Annotated in this window: 22 protein-coding genes; 12 read left to right on the forward strand and 10 right to left on the reverse strand. The window is 68.9% G+C overall.

Annotated features, from left to right (window positions below):
- Positions 1-263 (reverse strand): hypothetical protein (locus B0F77_RS19090; RefSeq protein WP_425435676.1); only part of this gene is annotated, 263 nt, incomplete at its 3' end.
- A gap of 221 nt (positions 264-484) precedes the next feature.
- Here B0F77_RS19090 and B0F77_RS19095 point away from each other — a divergent pair.
- On the forward strand, positions 485-1,702 hold the full coding sequence (locus tag B0F77_RS19095) for an IS110 family RNA-guided transposase (RefSeq protein ID WP_211293871.1): 1,218 nt from the start codon (positions 485-487) through the stop codon (positions 1,700-1,702).
- An 8-nt stretch (positions 1,703-1,710) separates the two neighbouring features.
- On the opposite strand, the gene B0F77_RS19100 is transcribed toward B0F77_RS19095, so the two are convergent.
- Positions 1,711-2,595, reverse strand: coding sequence for an ABC transporter ATP-binding protein (locus tag B0F77_RS19100; RefSeq protein WP_086664283.1), 885 nt, complete (start codon positions 2,593-2,595; stop codon positions 1,711-1,713).
- Positions 2,596-2,795: 200 nt separating this feature from the next.
- On the opposite strand from B0F77_RS19100, the gene B0F77_RS19105 reads away from it, so the two are divergent.
- From B0F77_RS19105 to B0F77_RS19135, 7 genes are all read left to right on the forward strand, one after another.
- Positions 2,796-3,458, forward strand: a complete 663-nt coding sequence (locus tag B0F77_RS19105; protein ID WP_086664284.1) for a GAP family protein — start codon at positions 2,796-2,798, stop codon at positions 3,456-3,458.
- A 58-nt stretch (positions 3,459-3,516) separates the two neighbouring features.
- Positions 3,517-4,674 (forward strand): PucR family transcriptional regulator, encoded by a 1,158-nt coding sequence (locus B0F77_RS50565; RefSeq protein ID WP_086664285.1) that lies wholly within the window; start codon positions 3,517-3,519, stop codon positions 4,672-4,674.
- A gap of 143 nt (positions 4,675-4,817) precedes the next feature.
- Positions 4,818-5,411, forward strand: a complete 594-nt coding sequence (locus B0F77_RS19115; RefSeq protein WP_086664286.1) for a DUF6801 domain-containing protein — start codon at positions 4,818-4,820, stop codon at positions 5,409-5,411.
- Between the two features lie 25 nt (positions 5,412-5,436).
- Positions 5,437-6,327, forward strand: a complete 891-nt coding sequence (locus tag B0F77_RS19120) for a glutaminase (protein ID WP_086664287.1) — start codon at positions 5,437-5,439, stop codon at positions 6,325-6,327.
- A 19-nt stretch (positions 6,328-6,346) separates the two neighbouring features.
- Positions 6,347-7,672: a M20/M25/M40 family metallo-hydrolase gene (locus B0F77_RS19125; protein ID WP_245848394.1), complete on the forward strand. Its 1,326-nt coding sequence runs from the start codon at positions 6,347-6,349 to the stop codon at positions 7,670-7,672.
- 10 nt (positions 7,673-7,682) lie between these two features.
- Positions 7,683-8,471: an SDR family oxidoreductase gene (locus B0F77_RS19130; RefSeq protein WP_086664288.1), complete on the forward strand. Its 789-nt coding sequence runs from the start codon at positions 7,683-7,685 to the stop codon at positions 8,469-8,471.
- Between the two features lie 57 nt (positions 8,472-8,528).
- The gene (locus B0F77_RS19135; protein WP_086664289.1) at positions 8,529-9,362 is read left to right on the forward strand and encodes an alpha/beta fold hydrolase; all 834 of its coding nucleotides are present in this window, start codon (positions 8,529-8,531) and stop codon (positions 9,360-9,362) included.
- 51 nt (positions 9,363-9,413) lie between these two features.
- Here the strand turns inward: B0F77_RS19135 and B0F77_RS19140 are convergent, their stop codons facing one another.
- From B0F77_RS19140 to B0F77_RS19150, 3 genes are all read right to left on the reverse strand, one after another.
- Positions 9,414-9,857, reverse strand: coding sequence for a hypothetical protein (locus tag B0F77_RS19140; RefSeq protein WP_086664290.1), 444 nt, complete (start codon positions 9,855-9,857; stop codon positions 9,414-9,416).
- A 187-nt stretch (positions 9,858-10,044) separates the two neighbouring features.
- Entirely contained in the window at positions 10,045-13,698 is a 3,654-nt protein-coding gene (locus tag B0F77_RS19145) for an nSTAND1 domain-containing NTPase (protein WP_086664291.1), read from the reverse strand.
- Between the two features lie 46 nt (positions 13,699-13,744).
- Positions 13,745-14,467: a helix-turn-helix domain-containing protein gene (locus B0F77_RS19150; RefSeq protein ID WP_086664292.1), complete on the reverse strand. Its 723-nt coding sequence runs from the start codon at positions 14,465-14,467 to the stop codon at positions 13,745-13,747.
- Positions 14,468-14,536: 69 nt separating this feature from the next.
- Between B0F77_RS19150 and B0F77_RS19155 the strand changes: the two genes are divergently transcribed.
- The gene (locus tag B0F77_RS19155) at positions 14,537-15,472 is read left to right on the forward strand and encodes an aldo/keto reductase (protein WP_086664343.1); all 936 of its coding nucleotides are present in this window, start codon (positions 14,537-14,539) and stop codon (positions 15,470-15,472) included.
- On the opposite strand, the gene B0F77_RS19160 is transcribed toward B0F77_RS19155, so the two are convergent.
- The 3 genes from B0F77_RS19160 to B0F77_RS19170 form a co-directional block, all read right to left on the reverse strand.
- The gene (locus B0F77_RS19160; protein ID WP_030475146.1) at positions 15,465-15,677 is read right to left on the reverse strand and encodes a DUF5703 family protein; all 213 of its coding nucleotides are present in this window, start codon (positions 15,675-15,677) and stop codon (positions 15,465-15,467) included. The two genes, B0F77_RS19155 and B0F77_RS19160, sit on opposite strands and share 8 nt — an antisense overlap.
- Positions 15,674-16,330: a YncE family protein gene (locus B0F77_RS19165; protein WP_086664293.1), complete on the reverse strand. Its 657-nt coding sequence runs from the start codon at positions 16,328-16,330 to the stop codon at positions 15,674-15,676. The genes B0F77_RS19160 and B0F77_RS19165 overlap by 4 nt, the downstream gene beginning before the upstream one ends.
- Positions 16,331-16,460: 130 nt before the next feature.
- On the reverse strand, positions 16,461-17,426 hold the full coding sequence (locus tag B0F77_RS19170; protein ID WP_086664294.1) for an aldo/keto reductase: 966 nt from the start codon (positions 17,424-17,426) through the stop codon (positions 16,461-16,463).
- 72 nt (positions 17,427-17,498) lie between these two features.
- Here B0F77_RS19170 and B0F77_RS19175 point away from each other — a divergent pair, with 72 nt between their 5' ends.
- Genes B0F77_RS19175 through B0F77_RS19185 form a run of 3 tightly spaced genes read left to right on the forward strand, consistent with a single transcriptional unit; the run spans position 17,499 to position 20,075 of the window.
- Positions 17,499-18,548, forward strand: a complete 1,050-nt coding sequence (locus B0F77_RS19175) for an LLM class F420-dependent oxidoreductase (RefSeq protein ID WP_086664295.1) — start codon at positions 17,499-17,501, stop codon at positions 18,546-18,548.
- Entirely contained in the window at positions 18,545-19,372 is an 828-nt protein-coding gene (locus B0F77_RS19180) for an undecaprenyl-diphosphate phosphatase (protein ID WP_086664296.1), read from the forward strand. The genes B0F77_RS19175 and B0F77_RS19180 overlap by 4 nt, the downstream gene beginning before the upstream one ends.
- A 10-nt stretch (positions 19,373-19,382) precedes the next feature.
- The gene (locus B0F77_RS19185) at positions 19,383-20,075 is read left to right on the forward strand and encodes a histidine phosphatase family protein (RefSeq protein ID WP_211293873.1); all 693 of its coding nucleotides are present in this window, start codon (positions 19,383-19,385) and stop codon (positions 20,073-20,075) included.
- Here B0F77_RS19185 and B0F77_RS19190 read toward each other — a convergent pair.
- Both B0F77_RS19190 and B0F77_RS19195 read right to left on the reverse strand, forming a co-directional pair.
- Positions 20,047-21,225 carry an RNA polymerase sigma factor gene (locus tag B0F77_RS19190; protein ID WP_086664297.1) on the reverse strand — a complete coding sequence of 393 codons (1,179 nt, stop codon included), beginning with the start codon at positions 21,223-21,225 and terminating at the stop codon, positions 20,047-20,049. The two genes, B0F77_RS19185 and B0F77_RS19190, sit on opposite strands and share 29 nt — an antisense overlap.
- A complete protein-coding gene (locus B0F77_RS19195) occupies positions 21,222-21,596 on the reverse strand; it encodes a YciI family protein (RefSeq protein WP_086664298.1) in 375 nt (124 codons plus the stop codon). Before B0F77_RS19195 ends, B0F77_RS19190 begins: the two co-directional genes overlap by 4 nt.
- Positions 21,597-21,637: the final 41 nt, after the last annotated feature.

Below are 21,637 nucleotides of genomic sequence, written 5' to 3' on the forward strand. Positions count from 1 at the left end.
TCCGGATCGGTCAGCTCGCCGACGCGAAGTCGTTTCAGAACAAGCTCTTCGCGCCGCGCGACGAACGTGGTGACGAGGTTGTAGTACACCGCCATCACCAGCACGAACCCGATCAGGCCGACGATCAGCGGCTTGCCCTCGGCGTTCGCGGCCGCCATCAGCGCCGGCGCGAGCAGCAACGGCAGCGCCAGCGAGTTGAACAGCGCGGTCTTGTTGCGCCAGAACAACGTCAGCTCGGCCTGTCCCACAGCCACGGCCCTCATGCCGCCCTACCTTCCATAGCGGGTTCGAAAGTGGTGGTCCCGAACCCGTTGCGGGCAGGACGGGTATGGCTTTCATGCTGGCTGTCGGTTGATGTCTCAGGAGGCTTGGCCGCTCGTCCTGCCGCTCCTTCTTGACCGCTGATCAGGCTCTGCGATCCATCGCTGTGTAGGGCGACGCCGGCGGGAGGGAGCTGCTGCGGCGACTGGGCAGGAGGACGGATGTGGACACGCTGATCATCGGTATCGACATCGCGAAAGAGGTGCACTGGGCCGTCGCCACGGTGCCCGATCCACGGACCGGCAAGGCGCGGACGGTGTTGTCGCGCAAGGTGGACAACACCCCCGACGGCATCGGCGCGCTGATCGAGGAGATCACCGAGTTGCAGGCCGTGCACGGCCCGGCGGTGGCCGGGATCGACATCCTGGGTGGGATCGCCCGGCTGCTGGAGTGCCTGGTGCAGGCCGCGGGCGTGCGGCTCGTACATGTGCCGGGTCTGGCGGTCAAGGTCAACCGGCGAGCCACCCGTGGCGGTGAGCACAAGAGCGATCCGCGTGACGCCCGTGTGATCGCCGACCTCGTGCGCGCCCGCGACGACCTGCGCGTGGTGACGCCGGTCAGCGACGACGACGCCGAGCTCGCGCTGCTGGTCGGCCGCCGTCGCGAGCTCACCGAGTACCAGACCACCCGCATCGCGCGGCTGCGTGACCTGCTCTGTTCTGTCCATCCTGAACTGGAGCGCGTCGTCACCCCGCGCAACAAGCTGGATCTGGCGCTGCTGGCGCGCTACGTCACCCCGGCGGAGATCCGCCGGGCCGGGCACCGGCGCCTGAGCGTCTATCTCGCCGGCACCGGGCGGCACAACGGGCGCCTGGTCGAGCGGCTGGCCACGCGAGCGGTCGAGGCGGCCCGGCGGCAGCAGATCGCGGTCCCGGGACAGGACGTCGCCGCCTGGCTGGTCAAAGACCTCGCCACCGAACTGCTCGGGCTGCGCGACAAGCTCGCCACAGTCGACACCCAGATCGCCGACCGGCTCTCCCGCCACCCTGACGCGGCCCTCATCCAGAGCCTGCCGGGCATGGGGGTCACCCTGACCAGCGAGTTCCTCGCCGTGGCAGGCGACATCAGCAGGTTCGCCACACCTGATCAACTCGCGTCGGCCGCCGGGGTCGCGCCCGTTCTTCAGCAGTCCGGCAAGACCCGCTACCTGCAACGCTCCACCGGCGGAGACCGCGGTCTCAAACGTGTCTTCTACCAAGCCGCTTTCTGCGCCCTGAAACGAGACCCGACCAGCAAGACCTACTACGACCGCAAACGACGCGAGGGTAAAACCCACCACCAGGCCGTCATCGCCCTGGCACGACGACGCGTCAACGTCCTGCACGCCATCCTGCGCAACCAAGAGCCCTACCAAGCCCGAACGCCACGCGCCACCGCTTGACTTACACATCAGGCAGCCTCCTCCGCGATCGCCAGGAACGCCTCCTCCAGTGACGCCGAACGAGCGTCCAAACCGGACAGTTCCACCGAATTGGTGTGAGCCCACACAAGAAGCTCGTGCAGCGTGTCCTGCAGATCGTTGGTCCGCACGGTCACCCGCCCAGCCGTGTCGACATCAGCCACCACGGGCAGTGCGACATCACGAGGCGCGAAGAACGAAATGCGAGACGGATACGCGTCCACCACGTCGGACACGGTGCCCTGTGCGACGATCCGGCCTCGGTGCATGATCGCGAGCCGGTCGGCCAACGCCTGTGCCTCCTCCAGATAGTGCGTGGTCAGCAGCACGGTCACACCCTCGCGCAGCAGAGCGCGAATCAGTTCCCACGTGTTGCGCCGGCTTTCCGGATCGAGTCCGGTCGTCGGCTCGTCGAGGAACAACACCTCGGGCTTGCCCAGCAACGCCAGCGCGAGGTCCAGCCGCCTCCGCTCGCCGCCCGACAACTGCTTGACCCGCACGGACGCCCGATGTGCCAGGTCAACGAGGGACAACGCCTCCTCGACCGGACGAGGGGAAGTCAGCGTCCCCGCCCACATCCTGGTGGCCTCGGTCACGGTCAGGTCAGGCGGGAAACCGCCTTCCTGCAGCATCACGCCGATCCGCGGCCGCACGAGAGAGCGCTCCCCGAACGGATCGTGGCCCAGCACCGACACTGAGCCCGCCGCCGGACGTGAAAGCCCCTCCACCACTTCGACGGTGGAGGTCTTTCCCGCGCCGTTCGTGCCCAGCAAGGCGAACATCTCGCCCCGCTCCACCTCGAATGAGACGCCCCGTACGGCTTCGAAACCCCCGCTGTACCGGCGAGTCAGCCCGCGCACCTCGATCACTGTCATGAGCCCACGATCTCGGCGAACACCGCTCGAGGACAGTGTCGCCACACACCAGAAACCCATGACGGATGTCATGGCGCCTTCGTCGCGGTCGCGTTGCGGTCGTGACATCGAGAACGTAATATCACGACTGTACTAAAACGGATCGGGCTGGAACGGTGGGGAGACCGTCCGGTCCGCGGCCCACGTCGACAGGGGATCGGGTGACACTGGGACTGGTGGCCGCGCTGGCGGGTTTGGCGCTGCTGGACTCGACGAGCATCGGGACGTTGTTCATCCCGATCTGGCTGATGCTCACGCCCGGACGGCTGCGGCTGTCCAGGTTCGGCGTCTACCTCGGCGCGATCACGGTCTTCTACTTCGCGGTCGGCGTGGTGATCGTGCTCGGCGCCTCGCAGGTGGTCGATCACCTCGACGGCAAGATCGCGCTCTGGATCCAGCTGGTGATCGGCGTGCTCCTGTTCGCCCTCAGTTTTCGGTTCGACAGCAAGAAGAAGCTCGACACGGGGAAGTGGCAGAACCGGATCAACGGATCCACGCCGGCGCTGGCCGGTGTCGCGGTGCTCGCGGGGGCGGTCGAGCTCGCGACGATGCTGCCGTACCTGGGCGCGATCGCGATGATGAGCGCCGCCGACCTCGCACCGGCCCAGATCGGGTTGCTGCTCGCCGGGTACTGCCTGGTCATGATCGTGCCGGCGGTGCTGCTGCTGGGCGGGCGGCTGGCGTTGCGCGACCGGATCGAGCCGGTGCTCAACCGGATCAGCACGTGGTTCGCGGAGAAGGGCGCCGGCGCGACCGGGTGGATTTTCGGGATCGTCGGGTTCATGGTGGCAAGCGATGCGGTCAGTCGGCTGTTCTTCCTGTGAACCATTTGGTCCAGTTGGCTGAACGACCGCGTTTCGTTTTGCTCCTACACTCCCCAGCGTGACTCAGCTGGACGATCCGCGCAGATCGGTCCCGCCGGAACTGGCACCGTTGCTCCGAACGGAAGTGGCGCCGGTCGCGGTGAGTATTTTCGAGGCGATCGAGAAATCGATTCCCGAATACAGCCAATTCCGCGAGAACGTGGTCGACGGCATTCGACAGGCGCTGGTGAAGTTCGTCGACATGATCGCGGCTCCGGATGCCGAACGCGATCCCCACGACGACATCCACCGCAAGCTCGGCGCGTGGGAGTTCAAGTCCGGCCGCAGCCTGGACAGCCTGCAGGCGGCGTACCGGATCGGGGCGCGGATCGCCTGGCGGCACGTGTGCGCGTTCGCGGAGCGCCGGGAACTGCCGCTACACCAGATGTCGGTGCTGGGCGAGGCCATGATCGCCCACGTCGACGAGCTGGTGAGCCTGTCGGTCGAGGGCTACGCGGCCGCGCAGGCCAGTGCGGCGGGCACGCTCGAACGCAAGCGGCGCAAGCTGATGGAGCTGCTGGTCGGCGACCCGGCCGGCAACTGGCAGGCGGTGCTGGACGCGGCGCAGGCGGCGGCCTGGCCGCTGCCGGACCGGCTCTCGGCGGTGGCGCTTGAGCCGTCCGCCGCGCCGGCGGACGACCTGCCGGCCGAGGTGCTGGTGAACTTCGAGGACGCCACGCCGTACCTGCTGGTGCCGAATCCGGCCGCGGTCTCGCGGTGGCTGCGCAGGGCGTTGCCCGGCTGGCGTGGCGCGGTGGGGCCACCGGTGGTGCCCGCGGAGGCGGACAGGTCGCTGGCCTGCGCTCGCCGGGTGCTGGCGCTGGCTCGCGAGGGCGTGCTGCCGGACCGGCCGGTGCTCGACGCCGCCGACCATCTCGTCGAACTGACCGTGCTCGCGGACGAGTTCCTGGCCCGGCAGCTGGCTGAACGGGCGCTGGCGCCGTTGGCTCCGCTGACCGACCTGCAACGCACGAAGCTCGGCGAGACGTTGCTGGTGTGGCTGTCGGCGCGGGGTGGCGCGCCCGAGGTCGCCGCGCGGCTGCAGGTGCATCCGCAGACGGTGCGCTACCGCGTGAACCAATTGGAGGAACTGTTCGGCGACCGAATGCACGACGCCGAGGAGCGGTTCACGCTCGAGCTCGCGCTGCGCGGGCACTATTTGTTGCAGCGCGACTGATAAACCACGCCGGGTCAATTCGTACGTGAGTGACAAAACTGTGTTTTTTCTTGCACTGCGGAATGCGAGGTGGTTAGTTTACTGGCGAGTAAAGCAACACCGCTTTCCTTGAGTTCAAAGTCGTACTCAGGAGGTCCCTGCAGATGAAGACCGGACTTTTCGCACGCGCCGCTGCCTGCGTTCTGGCCACCGGAGCGCTGACTGTGGCGATGGCCGGCCCCAGCTTGGCGGCGACCGCCTCGCTGAACATCACCTACACCTGCAACTTCACCCTCATCGGCAACCAGTCCATGCCGACCACGGTCAGCTCCGCGGACCTGCCCGACTCGGCCGCGGTCGGCGTGCCCACCGCGGTGTCGAACACCACGGTGACGAGCACGGTGTCGGAGAGCGCCACGAGCACGCTGGCCTGGATCGGCGCGAAGTCGGTCGACGGCACGATGACCAGCAACGTGCCCGTGGCCAACGGGGGCGACACCCAGACGCTCACGTCGGTGTCGACCATCCCGAACACGCCGGTGCCGTCCAGCGGCACGTTCCAGGTGACCGCCACGGGTACGTTCCCGGCGATGACGCTCACCAACGCCGGCACGGCGACGATCTCGCTCGGCAACGCGGAGCTCAAGCTCACGCCGCGGTACGCGAACGGTGACCCGACCTGGCTCGGCACGATCACCGTCCCGTGCACGGTCAACGCGGGTCAGAACACCCAGTTCTACTCCTTCCCGGTGGCCTGACCTCCTCCCGTGATGGGATGGCGGCATGCAGCTCCAGCAACTGGTGGACCGCATTGCCGCCGAGGTGACGCCGAGCGGTGTGGTCGCTGACTACATCCCCGCGCTCGCCCGGATCGACCCGCACGCCTTCGGCCTCGCCGTCGCCACACTGGACGGCGAGGTCTTCGGCGCGGGGGACTACCGCACGCCGTTCTCGATCCAGAGCATCTCCAAGGCGTTCATGCTCGCTCTGGCCCTCGCCGAGAACGACGACGTGTGGACGCGCGTGGGCCGTGAACCGTCCGGCTCGCCGTTCAACTCGCTGGTCCAGCTGGAGACCGAGCAGGGCATCCCGCGCAACCCGTTCATCAACGCCGGCGCGCTCGTCGTCACCGACCACCTCGGCCGCGGCGCCGCGGACCGGCTGCTCGGCTTCCTGCGGCAGGAGAGCGGCAACGCGGGCGTCGACGTGGATCCCGAGGTCGCCAAGTCCGAGCTGGACCACTCCGACCGCAACCGCGCTCTCGCGCACTTCATGGGCTCGTACGGCAACATGCGCAACTCCGTCGACGTCGTGCTGCACGAGTACGTCCGCCAGTGCTCGATCGCGATGAGCTGTGCTGATCTTGCTCGTTCGGCGTTGTTCCTCGCACGGCACGGTGTTCGCAACGACGGCACACGGTTGTTGGGCGTGAGCGGCGCCAAGCGGGTCAACGCCGTGATGCTCACCTGCGGCACCTACGACGCCGCCGGCCAGTTCGCCTACCGGGTGGGCCTGCCCGGCAAGAGCGGTGTGGGTGGCGGGATCGTCGCGGTGGTTCCCGGGAAGTGCGCGATCTGCGTGTGGAGTCCAGCATTGGACGCACGAGGCAACTCGGTCGCGGGCGTCGACGCGCTGGACCGTTTCACCACTCTCACGGGCTGGTCGGTGTTCTGACTGATGGTAGGAAGACGGGGTGAGCACAACGGACAACGCACTGGCGCTGGCGGAAGAAGAGGCAGTCACCCTGGTCAGCGAGCTGATCAGGATCGACACCACCAACACGGGTGATCCCGCGACGGTCGTGGGGGAGCGCGAGGCCGCCGAGTGGGTGGCCGAGAAGCTGTCCGAGGTCGGCTACGAGACCACGTACGTCGAGTCGGGCGCCAAAGGCCGTGGCAACGTCATCGCGCGGTTGGCCGGTTCGGACCCCTCACGCGGTGCGTTGCTGGTGCACGGTCACCTCGACGTCGTGCCCGCGGACGCGTCCGAGTGGTCCGTGCACCCGTTCTCCGGTGCGGTGCAGGACGGTTACGTGTGGGGCCGCGGCGCGGTCGACATGAAGGACATGGTCGGCATGACGCTGGCCCTGGCGCGGCACTTCAAGCGCAACAACATCGTGCCTCCGCGCGACATCGTCTTCGCGTTCCTCGCCGACGAGGAGGCCGGCGGCCTGTACGGCGCGAAGTGGCTGGTGGAGAACCGGCCCGAGCTGTTCGAGGGCGTCACCGAGGCGATCAGCGAGGTCGGCGGGTTCTCGATCACGCTGAAGGACGACGTCCGCGCCTACCTCGTGGAGACCGCCGAGAAGGGCATCCGCTGGCTCAAGCTGCGGGTCAAGGGCACCGCCGGGCACGGCAGCATGATCCACCGCGACAACGCGGTCGCGAAGCTCGCCGCCGCGGTCACGAGGCTGGACCAGCACAAGTGGCCGTTGATCGTGCGGCCGTCGGTGCGGGAGTTCCTGGACGGCGTCACCGAGATCACCGGTCTCGACTTCCCCGAGGACGACCTCGAGGGCTCGATCGGCAAGCTCGGCGCGCTGTCGCGGATGATCGGCGCGACGCTGCGGGACACGGCGAACCCGACCATGTTGTCCGCGGGCTACAAGGCGAACGTCATCCCGTCCGTCGCGGAGGCCACGGTCGACTGCCGGATCCTGCCGGGCCGCGAGGAGGCGTTCGACCGCGAGCTGGCCGAGCTGCTCGGCCCGGACGTCGAACGCGAGTGGATCGGGCTGCCGCCGGTCGAGACGACGTTCGACGGCGCGCTCGTGGACGCGATGACCGCGTCGATCATCGCCGAGGACCCCGGTGCCCGCGTGCTGCCGTACATGCTGTCCGGCGGCACCGACGCCAAGTCGTTCCAGCAGCTCGGCATCCGCAACTTCGGCTTCGCGCCGTTGAAGCTGCCCGCGGACCTCGACTTCTCGGGTCTCTTCCACGGCGTGGACGAGCGCGTGCCGGTGGACGCGCTCAAGTTCGGCGTACGCGTTCTGGACCGTTTCCTGCGCAACAGCTGAGGAGTACGCTGTGTCCACTGTGGACTTGACCGGGCGGGTGGCGTTGGTGACGGGCGGCGCGGGAGGTATCGGCGCCGCGGCGGTGCGGCGGCTCGCCAAGCTCGGCGCGTCCGTCGCGGTGCTCGACCTGAACGCCGCCGGGGCACAGCGCATCGCCTCTTCGGTCGGCGGGATCGCGGTGGTCGGGGACGTGCGCGACCCCGCGACGATGCCGGACGTGGTCGCGCAGGTGGAGAAGGAGCTGGGGCGCCTCGACGTCGTGCACCTGAACGCCGGGATCGGCGGCGGTCAGGCCGGGGTCGACGGCGCCCTGGACGTCGAGCGGTACCGGAAGCTGGTCGGGGTCAACGTCGACCACGTGGTCTACGGCGTGTGCGCCGCGGTGCCGGCGTTGCGGCGGCAGGGCGGTGGCAAGATCGTGATCACCGCCTCGCTGGCCGGGCTGACCGCGATGTCGTCCGATCCGCTGTACACGCTGACCAAGCACGCGGTGGTCGGGTACGCGCGGGCGGCAGGGCAGGCGCTGGCCGCGGACGGGATCGTGGTGGCCGCGCTGTGCCCGGGGTTCGTGGACACGCTGTTGCTCGGGGCCGTCAAGGAGGAGTTCGACGCGGTCGCGTTCCCGTTGCTGACACCGGGGGACATCGCCGACGCGCTGGAGTCCGTGCTGGCCGAGGCGGAGCCGGGGGAGGCCTGGATCATCCAGCCGGGTGGGCAGGCCTCGGCGTACCGGTTCCGCGGGGTGCCGGGCGTCGTTGGTGGACAGATGCCACCCGATGTGGTGCTTGGCCGCGCTTGATAACCGAACCCGTGTTGTCTCGTTAGGACGAACAGACGACACGGCGAAAGGGAACTCATGGTGCGGCTGGAGGACGGGACCGAGCTCAACGTGGTGCGTGCCGGCGACCCCGAGGCGCCGGTGACGGTCGTGCTGGCGCACGGCTACGCGCTCGACCACCGCAGCTGGCACAAGGTCGTGGAGCAGCTCTCGGCCGACTTCCAGGTCGTCTCCTACGACCACCGCGGGCACGGCAGGTCGGCGGTGGCGACCAAGGAGACCGCGACGATCGAGCAGCTCGGTGAGGACCTGGGGGAGCTGATCGAGCGCGCCGTGCCGCAGGGGCAGGTCGTGGTCGTCGGGCACTCCATGGGCGGCATGGCGGCGCTGGCGATGGCGGAGCGCCGGCCGCGGCTGTTCCGGCAGCGGGTGCTGGGCAACGTGTTCGTGTCCACGGCGGCGAGCGGGATGAGCGAGACGTCGCTCGCGTGGCCCAAGGCGGTCGGCAAGCTCGTGCGGGAGCTGGAACGGGCGTTCGGGCCGATCGTGCGGGCGGTGCGGGAGAAGATCGAGCCCACGAAGACCGCCGGGCTGCGGTGGTGGCTGTTCGGCGACCAGCCCGCCGACGAGGACGTGGAGCTGACCGCGGACATGGTGTGGGGGCACTGGCCGGAGACGGTCGCGCTGTTCCGGCCCGCGGTGGACCGCTACGACCGGGAGGCGGGGCTCACCGTCGCCAAGGAGAAGGCCGTGGTCGCCGTCGTCGGCGACGAGGACCGGCTGGTGCCGGAGACCGATGCGGTGAAGTTCGGCGGCACCTCGGTCGTGCTGGCCGACGCCGGGCACATGCTCCCGCTGGAACGCCCGGCAGAGCTGGCGAACCTGATCCGCGAGGTCGCCGCCAAGGCATAGCTGCCACCGTCGGATCGGGGCGACCCGATCCGACGGTGCTGTCAGAGGATTTCAGCGACCGGCCGCGCTGGACCGGCGTCTTCCCGGTGGCCGGCCGAAGAGCCGCACGTGCTCGTCGACCAGCCAGTCCTTCAGCGGCGCCCACTCCGGGTGGTGGTTGAGCACCAGCAGCCGGTGCATCCACCAGTTCGGGTCGTCGTGGCGGGGGAACGCCGCGAGCCACGCGGCGCGTTCCTCGGCCGACAGGCCCCACAGGTGCGCGAGCTGGCCCTGGGCGTCGGTGTCGAGCTGGGCGGTGATCCGACCGCCCTCCGTGTGCCATTCCGCGCGCAGTTCGCGCAGCACGGCTATAGCGCGTTCGTCGCCCTCCTGGGCGGTGACGACCACTGTGTGCAGGCCCTGCGCCGCGGCTTCGGCGAGCAGGGCTCTGGCGGACGTTTCGTCGTGCGGCAGTGCGCTGTGCGCGACCCCGACTTCGTGCGGCACGAGCTCCATGACAACGAATCTGATCACATCTGCAACCAGTTCGGTGCATTTTATTTCTTCAGTGTTGACTGAAGAGTCATCTCTCCGCCGGTCTCGCCCGCAGTTGCCTGGACGTTGTTGTACGGCGCCCCGACGTCGACACCTCACAACGTTTTCGCACTACAAATGCGGTGAAACCAGGGGGTGAGGATGTTGTTCAGCAGAGTGGCCTCGGTTCGACACCGGGGAAGTAGTGCTCCCACTGACGAGTGGACAGGTGCGCCGTCGTAGTGGCGCAGACGCGGGCGGCGGTCGATTCGACGTCGATGTCCCAGACGCGGACAGTGCGGTCCGTGCCGGTCGACACGAGGGTGTGACCGTCAGGGGCGAAGGCGACACCCCACAGGCGGTCGGTGTGCCCGCGCAACACGGCGCGCTCCGACGGCTTGGCGGGGTCGCTGATGTCCCAGACGCGCACGAGGTCGTCCGTGGTGCCCGTCACGAGCAGCTTGCCGTCGGGGGAGAAGTTCACGCGCTGCAGCGGCGGGCCGCTGTTCGGCACGGTGCCGAGCTTGCGGGGCTTGGCGGGGTCGGCCAGGTCCCAGAGCGTGGCTGTGCTGTCCGTGTTCGCGAACGCCATGACGGTGCCGTGGATGGCGACGCTCATGGCGACGTCCCGTCCGGCCTGGCCGCCGCGCTGGATGGGACGTTCGTCGTCATCGGTGAGAATGCCGGGGTAGGCGCGGGGCCGGGCAGGGTCGCGCACGTCCCACAACTGGAGCTCGCGGTTGCCGGCCGCGATGGCGAGCGTCCGGTCGTCCTCGGTGAACTCCATCTGCTGCACGGAGACCACGTTGGCGATGGCGGGAACGGAGAACTGGCCGACGCGGGTGGGGAAGGCCGGGTTCGTGACGTTCCAGAGCTGGATCACGCCGGTGCTCTCCGCGAAGGCGAGCAGTTTGCCGTCGTGGCTGAACCTGGCGGTGGCGATCCACCCGGTGGTGCCGGTGGGCACGTCGGCGATCCGGCGGGGCGTCGCGGGGTCGGTGGTGTCCCACAGCGCGCTGCCGGCGAGGGTGGACGAGAAGAGCACGTCGCGCTGAGGGTGCAACGCGACCGCCGTCGCCTCCGTGCCGGGCGGCAGCGGGAGGTCGCCGATCTCTTCGGGATGGCCGTCCCGGGGCCGCCACAGCTTGATGTGGCCGTCGGTGGAGACCGTCGCGAAGAACTTGCCGCGCGGGTCGTAGGCGAGTTCCCACACCGTCCAGGTGTGGCGGGGGTAGGCGAGGTCGGCCAGGTCGATCAGCCGGACGGCCGTGTCGGTGCTGGTGGAGACGAGGTAGCGGCTGTCGGAGCTGAACGCGAGCGACCACAGGGTGTCGGTGTGGCCGGACAGCGCGGCGGCGACCCGGAGGTTCTTGGGATCGCGCAGGTCCCACAGCCGGGTGCTCTTGTCACCGCCACCGGAGGCGAGGAACCGTCCGTCGGGGGAGAAGGCGAGGGTGTGGATGGAGAAGACGTGCTCGGTGTTGGCGCTGATCATGCTGGGGTTGCGCGGGTCGGCGATGTTCCACAGCCGGAGTTCGCCGTTGTCGGCGCCGGTGGCCATGGTGGTGCCGTCGGGGGAGAAGGCGACCGAGTCGTTGGCGAAGTCGCCGTTGCTGGGATCGATGGTGCTGAGGTTGTCGCCGGTGGCGAGGTCCCAGAGCTTGACGGTGCCGTCCCAGGACGCGGTGCCGACGATGGTGTTCGCCGCGTTGAGCGCGAGGCCGTGCACGAGGTCGGTGTGGGCCTGGATGGTGCGGACCAGAGCAGGGCGGTTGCCGCTGAGGTCCCAGAAGCGGATCGTGCGGTCCTTGCCGGCGCTGATGAGCGTGCGGGCGTCCTTGGTGAGCACGACGGCCTGCACCTGACCGTCGTGGCCGCTGGCCCGTGCCTTCTCGACGGGGTGGCGCGGGTCGCGGAGGTCGACGAGGCGGATGAACCCGTCCCAGTTCGCGGTGACCAGCAGGGTGCCGTCCGCGCTGAACGTCATGTGGTGGGTGGCGTCGTCGCCGGCGTGGATGCGGCTGAGCTCGGCGGGGTGGTGGGGGTCGGTGAGGTCCCAGAAGATCAGCGCCTTGTCGTCGCCGACGGTGGCCATGACCTTGCCGTCCGGGCGGAACGTCGCATACGAGGTCGCATCGGTGTGGCCGTTGACCAGGGTGACCGGGGGTGCCGCGAAGGTGCTGAGCAGCGCGTCGCGGGTGGCGGGCAGGCCGGTGAGGCGGTAGGCGGCCAGGCGCAGCTGGGAGGCGAGGCCGGGGTCCTGGTTCTGCAGCAGGTTGGCCTCGGCGATGGCTTTCTGCGCGAGGGCGGAGGTCTGTTGTTCGGTGGCCTGCCGTTGCGCTCGTACGGCGAACACGGTGGCGGTGGTGGCCACGAGCAGTAGGACCGCCAGCAGCGCGACGACGCGGCGCAGGGTGGTGGTGCGGCGTTTGCTTACGGCCACGTCGTGTTCGGCGGCGGCCTTGCTGGCGTCGAGGAACGCCTTCTCCTCGGCGTTGAGCGCGCCAGGTTCGCGGTCGGCCCAGTCGGTGGCCCTGGTGAGCGGCACGCCCCGGTAGAGCGAGCCGGGGTCGCGGTCGTGCGCCTCCCAGTCGGCGGCCGCGGCGGTGAGCCGGCGGTGCACGCGCAGGTCGTCGCGTGCCTCGGCGAGCCAGTCCTTGAGGCGGGGCCAGCTGCGGATGACGGCTTCGTGGCTGATCTCGACGCTGTCGTCGTCGACGGTGAGGATGCGCGCGGCGGCGAGGTGTTCGACGACCTCGTCCGCGGCGAGTTCGGTGCGCTTGACGCGGCGTTTGGTGTCCTCGGTGCCGTCGCCGGGGGTGACGAGCCGGAGGAACACCTGGCGCGCTTGGGTGCGCTGCTGTTCGTCCAGGCTGGTGTAGGCGTGCTCGGCGGTGTTGGCGATGGCACGGGCGATGCCGCCGCTCTCGTGGTAGCTGGTGAGCGTGAGGGTGTTGCCGCGCTTGCGTTGCCACGTTTCGAGCAGTGCGTGGCTGACGTGGGGGAGGACGCCGGGTTCGCCGGTGGCGTCGGCGATCAGCCGGGCGACGAGTCCTGTCTCGAGGGCGCAGCCGACCTCGACGGCGGGCTGGGTGATGGCCTTGCGCAGTTCCTCCGTGCTCATGGGGCCGACCAGGACCTGGGCGTCCTCGACGGCGCGGACGAGGTCGGGGTAGCGGGCGCAGTGGCCGTAGAAGTCGGCGCGCATGCCGATGACGGTCTGGTGGCCGCGCTGGGTGAGCGCGGCGATGAACGCTTCGCGGTGGGGCAGCGAGAAGATCTCCTCGAACTGGTCGACGACCAGCAGCTTCTCGGTCCGGGGGAGTGCGGGGTGGGTGCTCGGGGTGATCAGCTCGCCGTCGCTGCGGGCGAGCAGCCCGGCCCGTAGCAGCGAGGACTTGCCTGACCCGGACGCGCCGATGACCAGCACGGTGTCGTGGTGTTCCAGCTTGCCCAGCAGCTTGCCGACGAGCCGCTCGCGTCCGAAGAAGCGGTCGGCGTCCTGTTCGGTGAACGCCTGGAGGCCGACGTAGGGGGAGTCGGAGGCGGGTTCCTCGGTCTCCTGCTCGCCGATGTCGCGCCAGCGTCGTTCCCACGTCTCCTCGTCGCCGCCGCAGGCCCGGACGAACGCGAGCGCCACGGCGAGGCTGGGCAGCCGCTGACCGCGGGCGGCGTCGGCGAGGGTGCTGGCGGAGTAGTGGCTGAGCCGGCCGAGCTCCCGGTAGCCGGGAGAGCCGGCCTTCTCGCGGAGCTTGCGCAGGTCGAACGCGAACTGTTCGACGGGCCCGGCAAACGGGTCTAGCGGTTTTTCCGGGCGAGGCATGACAGGGATTCTTCCATCCGTGTTCGGCTCGTCATGCTCAATAGCTTCAGTGTTGACTAAAATAAATCATCAACCGGTGTTCGCCTTCTCCTAGTGCGTACAGCGTGTCGAACACCAGGAGGTGAGGGCCCCAGCGCTCGGTGCCCGTGGTGGGCGGTAGTGCCGCGGAGGAGTGGTAGCGGTCGGAGAAGGCGGCGCCGGCGGTGATGGACAGCTCGAACGCGAGCGCGGCGGCGGTGTGGTCGCCGAGGTCGGCGGCCGCCCTCAGGGAGGCGGCGCGGTGGTTCGCGATCTGGTCCCAGTCGGGGTAGTGGGCCTTGGCCTCGGGGCTGAAGGCGAAGCGCACGGTGTTCTGCTCGTCGCCGAGGCCCGAGATCGCCCGGAACTGTGTCGTGCTCGCCAGGACGTCGCCGGCTGGGCTCAGCACGCACGCCGCGGCCGGTTCGAGGGCTTCGAGCGTCTTGAGGACGGTCGGCCGCAGTGGCGGGGGACTGGGTGGCGCGCAGGTGCTGTCCGCCTTGATCAGGCGGTAGAGGTGGACGCGTTCGTCGGTGGTGAGGTCGAGTGCGTCGGCGAGGGAGGTGAGGACCTGGCCGGACGGGGAGCGGTCGGTGCCGCGTTCGAGGCGGGTGAGGTAGTCGACGCTGATGCCGGCCCGGTCGGCGAGTTCGCCCCTGCGCAGGCCGGGGGTTCTGCGGCGGTGGGTGTTCGGGGGTGTGAGCGCCTCGCGGCGGGCCCGCACGAACCTGCCCAGTGCGTTGTCGGCCATGGCGGATCAGTTTAGAGGGGCCCTGAGCCGGTCTCCCTGTGGTCGTCGGGGGCGGCGATGCTGTGGATCATGCGATACCGACTGTTCGGGCGGACCGGTCTGCGGGTCTCGGAGTTGTTGCTGGGCACGATGACGTTGCGCGTGGAGGAGGAGGCGCGGCGGGTGATCGACGTGTACGCCGAGGCGGGTGGGAACTTCCTGGACACGGCTTCGGCGTACGGGGAGAGCGAGGAGGTGCTCGGGGCGGTCCTGCGGCGGCGGGACCGGTTCGTGCTGGCGACGAAGTACACGTTGTCGCGGGACGTCCGGGATCCGAACGCGGGCGGGAACCATCGCAAGAACCTGGTGCTGTCGCTGGAGCAGTCGCTGCGGCGGTTGCGCACGGACTACGTGGACGTGCTGTGGGTGCACTTGTGGGATCGGCACACGCCTGCGGAGGAGACGATGCGGGCGCTGGACGACGTGGTGCGGGCGGGGAAGGTGCTCTACGTCGGGGTGTCGGACGCGCCGGCGTGGTTCGTGGCGCGGGCGAACACGCTGGCGGAGTGGCGGGGCTGGACGCCGTTCGCGGGGTTGCAGGTGCCGTACAACCTTCTTCGGCGTGACGTCGAGCGGGAGTTGTTGCCGATGGCGTCCGCGCTGGGGATGAGTGTGGCGGCGTGGTCGCCGTTGGCCGCGGGGAAGTTGTCCGGTGGGACGCGGCGGGCGGGGCAGCTCGCGCCGGAGGAGGAGCGCGTGGCGTGGGCTGTGCGGGCGGTCGCGGAGGAGTTGGGGGCGACGCCGGCTCAGGTGGCGTTGGCGTGGTTGCGTGCTTCGGGGGCGTTGCCGCTGGTGGGCGCGCGGACGCCGGAGCAGGTCGCGGACTGCCTGGGCTGGGTTGAGTTGCCGCCGGAAGCGGTCGCGCGCCTGGAGGCGGCGGCCCCGTTCGAGCGGGGCTTTCCGGCGGACTTCATCGCGGAGTGCGAGGCGAGCCCGTTCGCGTTCGGTGAGGCCGTGGTCAGGTGATCAGGCCTGGTACCAGGGCGGGCTGGCGCTTGCGGCGCAGCCAGATCTTGCGGGAGCCGTCGCCGTAGAGCAGCGTGCGGGAGAGTTCCCAGCCAGCGAACTCGGCGTGGATGGCCAACTGCGTGGTCGCGGTGCGGCGTGAGATTCCCGGCGGCAGACGCAGCGGCCGGTACTCCCAGTCCCCGTCGATCACCCCTTCGTTCATGGCGAGATCACCTGTATCCCTCCGTTGTCGCCGGACGTGACCGTCACACGTCCGGTTTCCTGGTCGACGCTGACGGTGTTGGGTTGACGCACGGTGGGGAACCGGTGTTTCTCGGTCGGTTCGCCACCGGCGACGTTGAGTCCGACGACCTCGTTGCGCTCGGTGAGCGTGATCCACGCGATGTCGCGCTTGGCGTCGTAGGCGATGCCGTAGGGGGAGCCGGGCACGGGGTAGCGCTGGCGCATGATCAGCGGGTTGATCGAGAAGGCGATGAACTCCCCGCCGCGGGTGTCGACGACGAGCAGGCGGCCGAACCGGTCCGGCACGCCGTTGGTGGCGCCGTCGCCGGCCCTGATGCCGGTGCCTCTGGTGGAGGCGCCCTTGTCGTCGGTGGTCATCTCGAAGACGGCGCTGCGCAGGCGGTCGAGTTCGACGTTGCGGCCGTTGACCTGGAACTTCTGTGTGGTGTCGCCTTCGGTGAACGTGCCGCCGGGGGTGATGGTGCCGGGCGGTGTGGCGTTCTGGGCGGGGGAGTGGGCGGGTTTGGCCGCCTCGAGGGTTTCCGCGACCTGCAGCGGGTCTTGTGAGCTCTCGCTCTGGCCGCACGCTGCCAGCGTGGCGGTGGTCAGGAGCAGAGCAGCGAGCCGGCGCAAGATCGGTTCCCTTCGCGGAAGTCGTCCTCTCCAGCATCCCTGACAGGCGGTCACAGGTCACGCAGGGGTGGGGGTGAAACCTGCTCGGGTTCTTTGTCAGTAAGTTCGATAGCTTCAGTGTTGCCTAAAACTATGGCATCGGACGTTCGGGGTAACCGAGCTCGATCGCGCTCACGTCGTCCAAAGCAGCTCTGATGGCCGGGGGGAGGGTCAGCTGTTCGGCTTCCAGTGAGGCGATGAGCTGGTTGGTGTCGCGGGCGCCCACGACAGGTGCGACGACTCCGGGCCGGTCTCGCACCCACGCCAGTGCGACGCACAACGGCGAGGTGCCGAGGCCGTCGGCGGCGGTGGCGACGGCCTGCACGATCCGGGCGGCCCGTTCGTTGCGGTGTTGCTCGACGTAGCCGGCGAAGTGTGCGGAGGCGCCGCGGGAGTCCGGTGGGGTGCCGTTGCGGTACTTGCCGGTGAGTACGCCACGGCCGAGGGGGGCCCACGGCAGGAGGCCGAGCCCGTGGTGCAACGCCGCCGGCGCGACCTCGCGTTCGATGCCGCGTTCGAGCAGGGAGTATTCGACCTGGGTGGAGATAAGCGGGTAGGTGGAGGGCGTGAGGACGGCGGTGGCGAGTTGCCATCCGCTGTAGTTGGAGATTCCGGCGTAGCGGACCTTGCCGGTGGAGATGGCGTGGTCGACGGCGGACAGTGTTTCCTCGATCGGGACGCCCGCGTCCCAGGCGTGCAGTTGCCACAGGTCGATGTGGTCGACGCCGATGCGGCGCAGGGAGCCGTCCAGGGCGGACAGCAGGGCGCCGCGGGAGGCTCCTCCGCCGAAGGGGCCTTCGGTGCGGCGGGCGACGGCTTTGGTGGCGAGGACGAGTTCGTCGCGGGGGACGATTTCGCCGAGGAGGCCGCCGAGGATGCGTTCGGCTTCGCCGTCGGTGTAGACGTCGGCGGTGTCGATGAGGGTGCCGCCGGCGTCGGCGAAGGCCATGAGCTGGGTGGCGGCCTCGTCCGCGTCGGTGTCGTGGCCCCACGTCATCGTGCCCAGTGCCGTCCTGGAGACGCGGAGGCCGCTGCGGCCGAGGTATCGCTGTTCCACGTGCGCGATGCTAAGGGGTGATCATCGGCTGAGCCTGGCAATCGGTGTTACTGACCGGTAGGGTCTCGGCTCGTGAAGCTCGGATTGAACCTCGGATACTGGGGCGCCGGCAACGACGCCGCGAACCTTGAGCTGGCCAAAGAGGCCGACCGGCTCGGCTTTTCGGTGGTGTGGGCCGCGGAGGCCTACGGTTCCGATGCGCCGACGGTGCTCGCGTGGGTGGCCGCGCAGACCGAACGCATCGACGTCGGTAGCGCGATCTTCCAGATTCCGGCGCGGACGCCGGCGATGGCGGCGATGACCGGAGCGACGCTGGACACCCTGTCGGGTGGGCGGTTCCGGATGGGTCTCGGCGTGTCGGGTCCGCAGGTGTCGGAGGGCTGGCACGGTGTGCGGTTCGACAAGCCGTTGGCGCGCACGCGTGAGTACGTGGAGATCGTGAAGAAGGCTCTCACGCGTGAGAAGCTGCGTTACGAGGGTGAGCACTACACGCTGCCGTTGCCTGATGGTCCTGGTAAGGCGTTGCAGCTGACCGTGCATCCCGTGCGTGACCAGATTCCGATCTACCTCGCCGCGGTCGGCCCGAAGAACCTGGAGCTCACGGGTGAGATCGCGGACGGGTGGCTGGCGATCTTCTTCTCGCCGGAGTACTCGGCGGAGTCGCTGGCGAGCGTGAAGGCCGGTCGTGAGAAGGCCGGTAAGACGATGGACGGGTTCGACGTGGTGCCGACCGTGCCGTTGATCGTCGGTGAGGACTGGAAGGCCTGTGCTGACCCGGTTCGGGCCTACACGGCGCTGTACGTGGGCGGTATGGGTTCGCGTAAGCAGAACTTCTACAACAACCTGATGGTGCGCATGGGTTTCCCGGCTCAGGCCGAGGAGATCCAGGAGAAGTACCTGGCTCGCGACTACGCCGGTGCGATGGCGGCGATCCCGCTGGAGTTCCTGGACGCGACGTCGTTGCTGGGTCCGAAGGAGCGCATAGCAGACAAGATGAAGGCTCTCGCCGCCGCGGGGGTCACCACGCTGTCCGTTTCGCCGATGCTGCAAGATCTCGAGCAGGGGATCGCGGGCCTTCGCACCGCGGCCGAGGCTTTGGATCTGGCAGGAGTGGGTAGTTGAGCTGGTTGCAGGCTCTGGTCCTCGGACTGGTCCAAGGACTGACGGAATTCCTGCCGATTTCCAGCAGTGCGCACCTGCGCATCACGTCGACGCTGTTCTTCGGCAACGACGCGGGCGCTTCGTTCACCGCGGTCATCCAGTTGGGTACCGAGGTGGCGGTGCTGATCTACTTCGCCAAGGACATCGGGCGGTTCATCTCCGCCTGGTTCCGCGGCCTCTTCAGCGCGGAGGCGCGCAAGGAGAAGGATTACAAGCTCGCCTGGTACGTGATCATCGGTTCGGTGCCGATCTCGGTTCTCGGGTACCTGCTCAAGGACGAGATCCGGACGTCGGCGCGGAACCTGTGGATCACCGCGACGATGCTGGTGGTGTTCGGTCTGCTGCTCGGGCTGGCGGATCACCTGGCGAAGCAGCAGCGGGACGAGCTGCGGATGAAGGACGCGATCGGGATGGGGCTGGCGCAGGCGCTGGCGCTCATCCCGGGCGTGTCCCGTTCGGGTGGCACGCTGACGGCGGGTCTGTTCCTGGGGCTGACGCGGGAGGCGGCGGCGCGGTACTCGTTCCTGCTGGCGATTCCGGCGGTGTTCGGGGCGGGGTTGTTCTCGATCCCGGACGTGCTGGAGCGCTCGGGTGAGGGCGTGCAGGCGTCGGTGCCGCAGATGATCGTGGCGACGATCCTCGCGTTCGTCGTCGGCTACGCGACGATCGCGTGGCTGCTCAAGTACGTTTCGAAGCACTCCTACTCGGCGTTCGTGTGGTATCGGCTGATGCTGGGCCTGGTGCTGATGGGGCTGCTGTCGATGGGGTTGCTGCAGCCGATCTAAGGTGGAGGCCGTGGCCACCGTGATTCTGCTTCGACATGCTCGTTCCACTGCCAACGGTTCCGGTGTGCTCGCCGGGCGATCGCTGGGTGTGGGGTTGGACGAACGTGGGCAGGCGCAGGCCGCGGCGCTCGTCGGTCGCTTGAAGGACATTCCGGTCAGTGCTGTGGTGTCGTCTCCGCTGCAGCGTTGTGAGGAGACGTTGGCGCCGTTGCTGGCGGACCGTTCCCTGGAGGCCGTCGCCGAGCCGGATGTGTCCGAAGTGGACTACGGCGCGTGGACCGGTAAGGCGTTGAAGGATCTGTTCAACGAGCCTTTGTGGGCGGTGGTGCAGCAGCACCCGTCTGCGGCCGTTTTTCCTGACGGTGAGGGGCTTGCGCATGTGCAGGCGCGTGCTGTTGCCGCTGTGCGTGCGCATGATGCGCGGATCACCGCTGAGCACGGTCCGGGTGCGGTGTGGGTGTTGTGCTCGCACGGCGATGTGATCAAGGCGGTGCTGGCCGATGCTCTCGGCGTGCACTTGGACGGGTTCCAGCGGATCGTGGTGGATCCGTGTTCGATCTCGGTGGTGCAGTACACGCAGACGCGGCCGTTCGTGTTGCGGGTCAACGACAACGGCGGGGATCTGGCCGGTGTGGTGCCTCAGGCGCCGCCGCAGGAGGAGCCGTCCTCCGACGCTACCGTGGGCGGCGCGACCGGGAGCTGAGGTAGCGCCGCTCCGGCACGCTCAAGGTCAGTTTCGCTGCCTTCTCGTATTCGGCTTTCGCCTGGTCGTGTTCTCCTTGCAGGTCGAGGAGATGCGCTTTCACGGCGTGCACGCGGTAGTGGTCGAGGTCCAGTGTGGACAGTTCGTCGAGTGCTCGTCGCGGGCCGTGGACCATCGCGACGGCGACGATCCGGTTCAGTGACACCATCGGGCCGGGTGCGGTGACCGTCAGCAGTTCGTAGAGGCCGAGAATCTCGTGCCAGTCGGTGTCCTGTGCCGTTTTGGCCTCGGCGTGCACGGCCGCGATGGCCGCCTGCAGCTGGTAGGGCCCGATCTGCGCGGTGTTGAGGGCGTTCTGGATGAGTTCCGTGCCCTCGGCGATGGCCTGCGGGTCCCACTTGCCGCGGTCCTGTTCGGCCAGTGGGATCAGCGCGCCCTGCTCGTCGGTGCGGGCGGGGCGGCGGGCGTCGGTGAGCAGCATCAACGCCAGCAGCCCGCTCAGCTCGCCGTCGTCGGGGCGTCTGCGGTGGAGCTGGCGGGTCAGGCGGATCGCCTCGGCGGTGAGATCGACTCTGACGAGGTCGTCGCCGGAGCTCGCGGTCGAGCCCTCGGTGAAGATCAGGTAGAGCACGTGCAGCACGGCGGTCAGCTGTCGCGGTGGCCGGAACTTCGCGCCTTTGATCTTCTGTTTCGCGCGGCTGATCCGTTGCGCCACTGTCGATTCCGGTACCAGGAACGCCCGTGCGATCTCCGCGGTCGTGAGTCCGCCGACGGCTCTGAGCGTGAGTGCGATCTGCGACGCGGTGGTGAGTGACTCGTGGCAGCACAGGGCGAGGATTGTGAGCGTGTCGTCCTGCGCGGGCGCCGGATCCGCCGGGGGAGGGGTGAGGGCCGCGGTCTTCTCCTCGCGCTGGCGCCGCGCGGTCTCGGAGCGGTACTGCTCGATCCACCTCCTGGACGCCGCGGTGATGAGCCAGCCCTTGGGGTTGTCCGGGATCCCCTGCTGTGGCCACTGCTGTGCCGCCCCGAGCAGTGCCTCCTGGACGGCGTCCTCGCAGACGTCGAACTGGCCGTGGCGTCGGACGAGGACGCCGAGGACCTGCGGCGCCAGTTCGCGCAGCAGGTCCTCGGTGCGTGGCGTGGTCCTCACATGTCGTCCAGCATCGACATGTCCCAGACCGGCCTGACCTCGATGCCGTCGTTGTGCGCGTCCGGCAGCGTGGCCGCGTGCGCGATGACCTGGTCGATCGAGTCCGCCTCGACCAGGTAGAAGCCGGCGAGGTACTCCTTGGCCTCGGCGAACGGCCCGTCGGTGACCACGACCTCGCCGTCGCGGATGCTCACGCCCTTGCCGGTCTCCGGTCCGGGCAGGCCCTCGCTGACGATCAGCTCCCCGGACGCGCGCAGCCTGTCGGTGAGGTCGTAGTGGTCCTTGCCGAACTGCATCTGCTGCTCGTCGGTCAGCTTCTCCCACGCTGCCCGCGACTTCGGGTTGCTGTAAATGAGGATCAGGTACTTCACCGTTCCGGCCTCCGCTCATCGCCTCGAAAAATCCTCTCACC

The organism is Lentzea kentuckyensis (assembly GCF_002150765.1).
Taxonomy (GTDB): Bacteria; Actinomycetota; Actinomycetes; order Mycobacteriales; family Pseudonocardiaceae; genus Lentzea; species Lentzea kentuckyensis.